A 7,422-nucleotide genomic window follows, 5' to 3' on the forward strand; every position below is an offset into this window, starting at 1 on the left:
CTAGGGGCTGACCGCTATTGGGAGATGAACGGCCGCTCGCGCATCCACTTCGTCGCCACCCACTTCTCGCCGGCCAGCACCGGCCAGCTCGCATGCAGCGAGCGCTCGTCCCGCCCGTCGTACTCAAAGTACACCGCGTGGCCGCGCTGCGGTGTCACCTGCAGGCCGCGCTGCGGAAAGTCGGTCTCGCCGCCGCCGGCCACGTCGTTCAGGTAGCACACCAGCGTGCTGATGCGCTGGCCGCTGCGCGCGATCGACGCGCGGTTGGCCTCGTTGACCGGCTGCAGGAAGTCGAAGTGCGGCGCGCTGCCGGTGCCGGCCGGGTAGTGCAGCAGCTGCAGGCCTTCGCCGTGCGACGCGGGCAGCCCCATCAGCGCCGCGAGCCTGCTGTCCAGCCGCTCGATCAACGGCGTCTCGGCGGGCCGGAAGAACATGCCCAGGCTGGCGCGAAGGCCGCTTTGCACATCGCGCCCGCTCATCGGGTCGACCAGGGTCGACGGCTTCAGGCGCGGCCGGGCGAGTGCGATCAACGCCTCGCACTCGTCGGCGTCCAGCACGCCCTGCAGCACCGCGAGCGCCGGCGCATCGGTGCGCATCGCGACGCGAATGCGGCGGTCGCCTGCCGCGATCACCGGTCCGTCGGCCAGCCGCGCACGCGGCGCCACCGCATCGATCGTGTCAATCGGCAAAGGCATGCCGCGCTCGCGCGCCCGCACGAACGCGTCGACGATGGCCCGGGCCGCGTCCGGTGCCACCTGGCGTTCGGACATCGCGTCGACCAGCGCGGCCGGCGGCTGCCCTTGCGCCAGGTGCTGCGCGACCCAGTCGCCGAGCGCTGGCGCGAAGCGCAGTTGCAGGGCTGCGCTGCTCATGTGCCCAACAGGTCCACCGCGACCCAGCCCCGCTCGGTGCGCACGAAGTTCTCCTCCAGCTGGGTCGTGCCGGCCCCGCGCACCATGCCGGCCACCACCGGGAACACCTGCTGGATCTCGCTGTCGCCGGTCCACGGCGCGGCGGCGATGCGGTAGGTGTAGGTCACGAGCGCATGGGTGTCGGGGCCGCGCTCGCCGCGGTCGAGCTTCCAGCCGACGACGCGATCCAGCGCCAGGTGCGCGGCGCAGAAATCGCGCGTCTTCGCATCGCGCTGCACCAGGTAGCGCTTGCCGGCCTCGGTGAGCTCGAAGCGGCGCACCTTCATCGCGTGCTTCGTGCCCTCGTCGTCGACCACGACCTCGGCGACGCTGGCGCTGACGAGGCCCAGCCGCTCCAGCGGCGGCATCTGCCGTGCGTTGCGGCCGCCGACATCGATCTCGTGCTGCGTCACGTCGATCGGCCAGGCGGACTTGCCCAGGCACAGGTCGCCGCGCCGGGCGAGGTAGGTGTTCATCGCGGCCGTGAAGGTGGCCTGGTCGGGGGCCGGGTGGCAGCCGGCGATCGCGAGCACGGCGCCCATCAGGGCGAGCAGTCGAAGCGAGAGGGTGTTCATTGCGTGCAGGGTCCGGTGGTCGGGGCCGAGGCGGGCGGCTGGTAGCCGTCGGTCAGCGTGTTCAGGAAGCAGATCAGGTCGGCGACGTTCTGCTCGCTCATCGGCGGCGCGCTGTGGGCCTGGCGGCCGTCCAGCGGCATCTGGGTGTCGATGTTGGCGACGAACTGCGGCGGCAGGTCGTCGTATTTCTTCACCTTGCCGCCAGCGTACTGCGTCGTGACGAGGCCGTAGCCCGGGAAGCTCGCATCGGGCTTGGCGCGGGGCTTGCCGCCGACCGTCGGGTACCAGATCTCCGGCCAGGTGTCGCGTGTGTTGTAGAAGCGGATCACCTGCTCCAGCGAGTGCATCACGCCGTTGTGGAAGAACGCGTGGCGCGTTGCCACGTTGCGCAGCGTCGGTGCCTTCACCATGCCGCAGAAGGTGTTGCCTGCGGCCGGTGGGTGGTCGCTGCGCAGCGGGCCGCACAGGCCGATGTCGGCGTAGGCCGGGTCGGCGTTCTCCGGGATCGCCGTGTTGCGCGGCACGCCGATCGCCTCGTACGAGAAGTCGGTGAACAGCGCCGAGCTGCCGTTCAGCCCGGCACCCTGGTAGTGGCACGAGGCGCAGTTGCCCACCTTCGGATCGGCGAAGACCTTGAAGCCGCGCACCTCGGCCGGCGTCAGCGTGCCGCCGAGCTTGTTGGCGGCGTACAGGTCGTATTTGCTGGAGTACGGGTGGAAGCTGCGGTCCTCCAGCTGGTAGGCCTGCAGTGCGAGCCCGGCCTTCGTGAACGCGGCGGTGGTGTCGTCGAAGACGCCGGCGCCGAAGGCCTGCCGGAACAGCTCCGCATAGGGGCCGGCCTCCAGCTTCGCGACCACCGCGGCCGCATCGGCATTCGCCATCTCGTTGGCGGCCAGCAGCGGCATCTGCGCCTGCGCGGCGAGTGTCGGCGCGCGACCGTCCCACGCGAAACCGCCGCCCGGGCCGGGCACGCTGATGCCGTCGGGGTTGTCGAGCAGGTCGGCGTACGGCGGCGTGACCTCCTTGTAGCGCAGCGACGGCACGGCGCGCGTGCCGTGGGCCTTCAGGTCGGCGCCGCCGGCCTGCACCGCGAGGTCGTTGGTCGGAGCGTGCGCGTTCTTCGGGTCATGGCAGCTGGCGCAGGCCATCTGACCGGAGCCGGACAGCGAGGTGTCGATGAACATCTTCTCGCCGACCTGGGCGGCCAGGCTGAGCGCGCTGGTGGCGGCGGTGAGTGAGGGTGAGGGCGCAGAGGCGGCGGCCGTCGCCTCGGCCGGCGCGTTGCGCCCGCCGCAGGCGGCCAGCGTCGTGGCCAATGCGAAGGCCGCGGTCAGTGCCGCGGCCCGGTGGAGCAGGGTGGTGTGCATGGTGGAGCGGCCGACGACCACGGGTTTGCCGTGGCCGTCAGCAGTACTGCGTTGCGACAACGATTACTTCAACGACCAGACGCCGGTCTGCTGGCTGTCCGGCCCGACCTGCGCCGCGGTCGTCACGTCGGCCGATTGCTTGGCCGTGTAGGAGGCCGGCGCGACGAAGGCGTGGTTGATCGGCCGCACCGCGTCGAAGTGGGTGTCGGCGCTGCCGGCGAACTCGGGCAGGTTCATGATGTTGGCCGCGATGAAGTGCTCGGTGTACTTCGAGCGGTTCATGTACGAGCCGTCCACCGCCGGGTCGGCGAGCTGGAACATGTCCTGGAAGGTGCGCACCAGCGAGAAGTGGCTGTAGGCGTCGCTGTCGCTCACGCCCTTCGGCGCCGACGCCTGGTTGCTCAGGATGCCGAAGATGCTCTGGCCGTGGCCGCGGTTGCCGCGCGTGTAGTTGTTGATCGTGGCATCCGGCGAGAAGCTGCCGTCGGCGTTCTGCTTCAGCGGCTTGGCCACGGCGCTGTTGGCCACGTTCCAGCCGCAGCAGGAGTTGAAGCCGCTGGTCGCATTGCCTTCGTCGAACATCAGCACGATGGCCACGCGGCGGTTCGGGTTCTTCCAGATCGGCGAGGCCTGGATGCGCTTGACCAGCGCGTCGACGTAGTTGTCGCCGCGCGCGATGATGTTGCCGCCGGTGGCCACCGGCACGTTGTTGGCCACGCTGGCGCAGTCGCTCGCGGTGACGCCGGCGGCGCCGCCGGCCACGTCGCCCTTGACGGTGATGCCGTGCATGTCGTCGCACTGGTCGGGCACCAGGAAGTTCAGCGCGCCGACGTTGCCGCTCGCGAGGTCGGTGCCGAGCTGGTCCGCGTCGTAGTTCGCGGGCACGGCGTAGGCGCTGCCGCTCTTCAGCACTGCATCCCACTGGCCGCCGCCCATCGTGCGGTTGCTGTACTTCCACTCCGGCGCGCTGCGCACGTTCTGGTAGGCCATGCCCGGGTGGTGCTTGGTCTTGTACAGGCCGGCCGGCATCGGCAGGCTCAGGTTGGTGGTGCCGATCTGCGCGGTGTTGCCGGCCAGCGTRCCCGGCGCGTACACGTGGTCGGCGGCGACCACCGCGGCATCGGCCACGCTGTCGGTGCGGTAGTCCTGGCCCGGGTTCATCGACTCGTTGTAGGTGCGCCAGGTCAGGCCGGCCGCGCTCAGCGCGTTGAACAGGTTCGGCGCGGTGATGTTGTGGTTGACGCCGACAGTCTGCGTGCAGGTGGCGGCGAACGGCGAGTTCTGCAGGCCGGTCTGGGTCTTGTCCGGCAGCGGCAGGTCCTTGACGGCGTTGTCGCCGGTGGCATCGCAGTTCCACTGGCTGTCGTCGGTGATGCCGAAGTCGTCGGCGCCGCCGAGCGCGGTGTAGTTCGGCTCGCTGGGGTTGCCGGTCGCGTAGTACGAGGTCAGCTGGTTGCCGGCCTTCAGCAGCGCGTTGATCTTGGGTGCGAAGGCCGAGCCGGCGATCGACGAGGTGGCCTTGTTCTCGAGCATCACGACGAACACGTTGTCGTAGCGCGGGATGCCTTCGAGGTTGAACGCGGCCTGCTCGGCCTGCGCGAAGGTGATCTTGGCGCGCGTGTCGGCCGCGGTCGGCGCGGTGGCCTGCGTCACGTTCGCGGCGCCGGTCAGTCGCGGGTCGCCGCCGGCGACGGCCAGCGCATCGGGGTACAGGTCGCCGCGGTCGAGCTTGGTGATCGCGAAGGTGAAGCGGTTGTCCAGCACCTTGGCTTCGGCGAGCATCGCGGCCTGCTCGGTGCCGCTGTTGTTGCCACTGAGGGTGTTGACATCGGCCAGCAGGTGGGCCGCGGTCACGCCGATGCGGTCGGCCAGGTTCTGCTTCTCGGCGGCGTAGGTGCTGCCGTTGGCCTCCATCGTGCGGAGCACTTCGGACGACAGCGGGCTGATCACGATCGTGCCGCCGGCCTGCTCGACGACCTGGTCGAGCGAGGCGCGCAGCACGTCGCGGCTGGCGACCTGGGCGCCGCTCGCGGTGTTGACGGCGTCGGTGCCGATGTCGGCGATCAGCGCGGCCTGGGTGGCCATCTGGATCGTGAACTTGCCGTTGGCATCGGTGGTGACCGGGTTCTCGCTCGCCTCGCAGAGGCCGTTCGCGTTGGCGTCGACGCAGACCTTGGCGCCCTGGTAGTACGCGGCCTTGACGGTCGGGTCGGTGGCGCTGCCGGCGATGAAGTTGGTCGCGGTGACGACGCCGCTGACGGTCGGCGTGGGCGCAGGTGCCGGGGCGGGCGACGAGCTGTCGCTGCCACCGCAGGCCGCGAGCACGGCGGCGGCGAGCAGGGTCAACGAGGCGGTGCGGGACGTCGAGAAGGCTGGTGCGGTGATGATGCTTCGCATGGCAGGGTCCGGGTGGTGGGTGAGCGCGGCGGACTCTAGGGAGCCGATATGACGGATCGGTGTCAGCAACCGTCTCCATCTCCACCCCGGCACGCGCCAACCCGCATGGCGGCTCGCTGTGCGGGCCTTCGTAAAGTACTTGTGGGTGCGTGTGTCGCCGAATGTCGGCGCTGCGCCGTCAGATCAGCACAAAACGCATGACTTATGCAAAAGCGATGAATTTGCTGTTCAGCAAACGAGGTGCTTCACAGCTCGGTCAGCACCGACAGCAGCAGCTCCATCTGCGACTTGATCTCGACGAGCACCTCCGGCGGCACCGGCGCGTTCTGGCGCAGCAAGCCTTCCATCTGCGCCGCGGCCGTCGCCAACGGCACGGCACCCAGGGTCGCTGCCGTCGACTTCAGGTCATGCGCCAACCGCAGCACCTGCCCCGCGTCGCCGGCCGCCTGCGCCGTGGCGAAGCGGCCGTTCCACGCCGCGAGCGCATCACGCGCTGCCTGCAGCACGCGCAGGTAGAGGGCGGTCTGGCCTTCCATGCGCGCGAGCGCCGTCGCGAGGTCGAAGCCGGGCAGGGCGGCCAGCGCCGGCAACGGCGGCGGCGCGTCGGCGAAGGCCGCGATCTCGGGGCGGGCGGTCGGCACGAGCTGCTCCGCCGAGCCGGTCAGCCGGGCGATCACGCGGCGCAGCTGCGCGCGCGAGAACGGCTTGGTCAGGTGCGCGTGGCAGCCCGCCTGCAGGCTGCGCCGCTCGTCGTCGGGCAGCGCGTTCGCGGTCAGTGCCACCACCGGCACCGGCGCGCTGCCGCGCCGCCGCTCCAGCGCACGCAGCGCGGCCGTCGCCTGGTAGCCGTCCATGCCGGGCATCTGCACGTCCATCAGCACCAGGTCATAGGGCTGCGCCGCAAAGCGCTCGACCGCCGCCGCGCCGTCGTGCACCACGTCCAGCCGGTGGCCCTCGCCTTCGAGGTAGGCCTGCACCAGCAACACGTTCTGCGGGTTGTCGTCGGCCAGCAGGATGCGCAGCGAGGTCTGCATCATGCCGGCCGGCTCGGGCGTGCTGGGTGCCCACAACGTCACCGGCGCCTCGGTGCTGACGGGCAGCGACAGCTCGACGTGGAAGCACGAGCCCTCGCCCTCGCGGCTGTCGACGCCGATGCGCCCGCCCATCAGCGCCACCAGCCGGCTGCTGATGGTCAGGCCCAGCCCAGTGCCGCCATAGGCCCGCGCGACACCGCTGTCGGCCTGCGTGAAGGCCTCGAAGATCGTGCGCTGCCGGTCGGCCGGGATGCCGATGCCACTGTCGCGCACGTCGAAGCGCAGAACCCCCGGCGCATCCGCCACCCGGTGCACTGCGAGCGTCACGCTGCCGCGGTGCGTGAACTTGACGGCGTTGCCCAGCAGGTTGCGCAGCACCTGCGCGAGGCGCGGCGCGTCGCCGTTGACGACCGCCGGCAGCTCGGGGTCGAACTGCGTCAGCAGCCGCAGCCCCTTCTGCGACGCGCGGGCCTCGAACAGCACCGTCTGGCTCGCGACCAGCTCGACCAGCGAGAACGGCTGGTGGTGCAGCTCGAGCAGCCCGGCCTCGATCTTCGACAGGTCGAGCAGGTCGTTCAGGATCTCCATCAGGCTCGCGCCGGCCGACTGGAACAGCGCGACATGGCGGCCCTGGCGCTCATCGAGCTTGGTCTGCGCGAGCAGCTCGGCCGAGCCGAGCAGCGCGTTCATCGGCGTGCGGATCTCGTGGCTCATGTGCGCGAGGAACTCGCTCTTCATGCGGCTCGCCGCCTCGGCACCGGCGCGCTCGCGCTCCAGCTGCAGCCGCTCGGCGCGCAGCACGCGCCGGCCCTGCCAGTGCGACAGCGCGGCGAAGCCGACCGGCACCACCAGCACCGGCAGCAGGTTCGACAGCTGCGAGCGCCACAGCACGCCGGCCGCATCGAGCATCAGCAGCGCGAGCAGCGTGGCGGCGCTCCAGCCCAGGTCGGCATGCGAGTGCAGCATGCCGCGCCGCAGCGCGACCAGGCCGGGCAGCAGCGCGAGCAACCACCACAGCGCATCGAGTTGCGGCCGCGGCGGCGCGAACAGCGCGCCGGTGGCCAGCGCCGACTGCACCTGCGCGAGCGCGGCCGGCCCCCAGCGCGGGCCGAGCGGCGTCTGCACGCGGTCGCTCAGC

Annotated in this window: 5 protein-coding genes; all 5 read right to left on the reverse strand. The window is 70.9% G+C overall.

Going from position 1 to position 7,422, the window contains the following annotated elements; all coding sequences use genetic code 11:
* Positions 1 to 14: 14 nt before the first annotated feature.
* A complete protein-coding gene (locus AC1D01_RS01175; RefSeq protein WP_477864285.1) occupies positions 15 to 872 on the reverse strand; it encodes a 2OG-Fe(II) oxygenase in 858 nt (285 codons plus the stop codon).
* Positions 869 to 1,486, reverse strand: a complete 618-nt coding sequence (locus AC1D01_RS01180; RefSeq protein WP_477864286.1) for a hypothetical protein — start codon at positions 1,484 to 1,486, stop codon at positions 869 to 871. Before AC1D01_RS01180 ends, AC1D01_RS01175 begins: the two co-directional genes overlap by 4 nt.
* Positions 1,483 to 2,853, reverse strand: coding sequence for a cytochrome-c peroxidase (locus tag AC1D01_RS01185; protein WP_477864287.1), 1,371 nt, complete (start codon positions 2,851 to 2,853; stop codon positions 1,483 to 1,485). Before AC1D01_RS01185 ends, AC1D01_RS01180 begins: the two co-directional genes overlap by 4 nt.
* A 63-nt stretch (positions 2,854 to 2,916) precedes the next feature.
* Positions 2,917 to 5,250 carry a phosphoesterase gene (locus tag AC1D01_RS01190; protein ID WP_477864288.1) on the reverse strand — a complete coding sequence of 778 codons (2,334 nt, stop codon included), beginning with the start codon at positions 5,248 to 5,250 and terminating at the stop codon, positions 2,917 to 2,919.
* A gap of 245 nt (positions 5,251 to 5,495) precedes the next feature.
* The coding region (locus AC1D01_RS01195; RefSeq protein WP_477864289.1) for an ATP-binding protein at positions 5,496 to 7,422 on the reverse strand (1,927 nt) is incomplete at its 5' end.

It is taken from the genome of Rhizobacter sp. P3_B12, assembly GCF_056402895.1.

What these genes read in the sequence shown, in the direction of transcription:
- AC1D01_RS01175 (WP_477864285.1), bottom strand. Translation starts at nt 872, where the DNA reads ATGAGCAGCGCAGCCCTGCAACTGCGCTTCGCGCCAGCGCTCGGCGAC.
- AC1D01_RS01185 (WP_477864287.1), bottom strand. Translation starts at nt 2,853, where the DNA reads ATGCACACCACCCTGCTCCACCGGGCCGCGGCACTGACCGCGGCCTTC.
- AC1D01_RS01180 (WP_477864286.1), bottom strand. Translation starts at nt 1,486, where the DNA reads ATGAACACCCTCTCGCTTCGACTGCTCGCCCTGATGGGCGCCGTGCTC.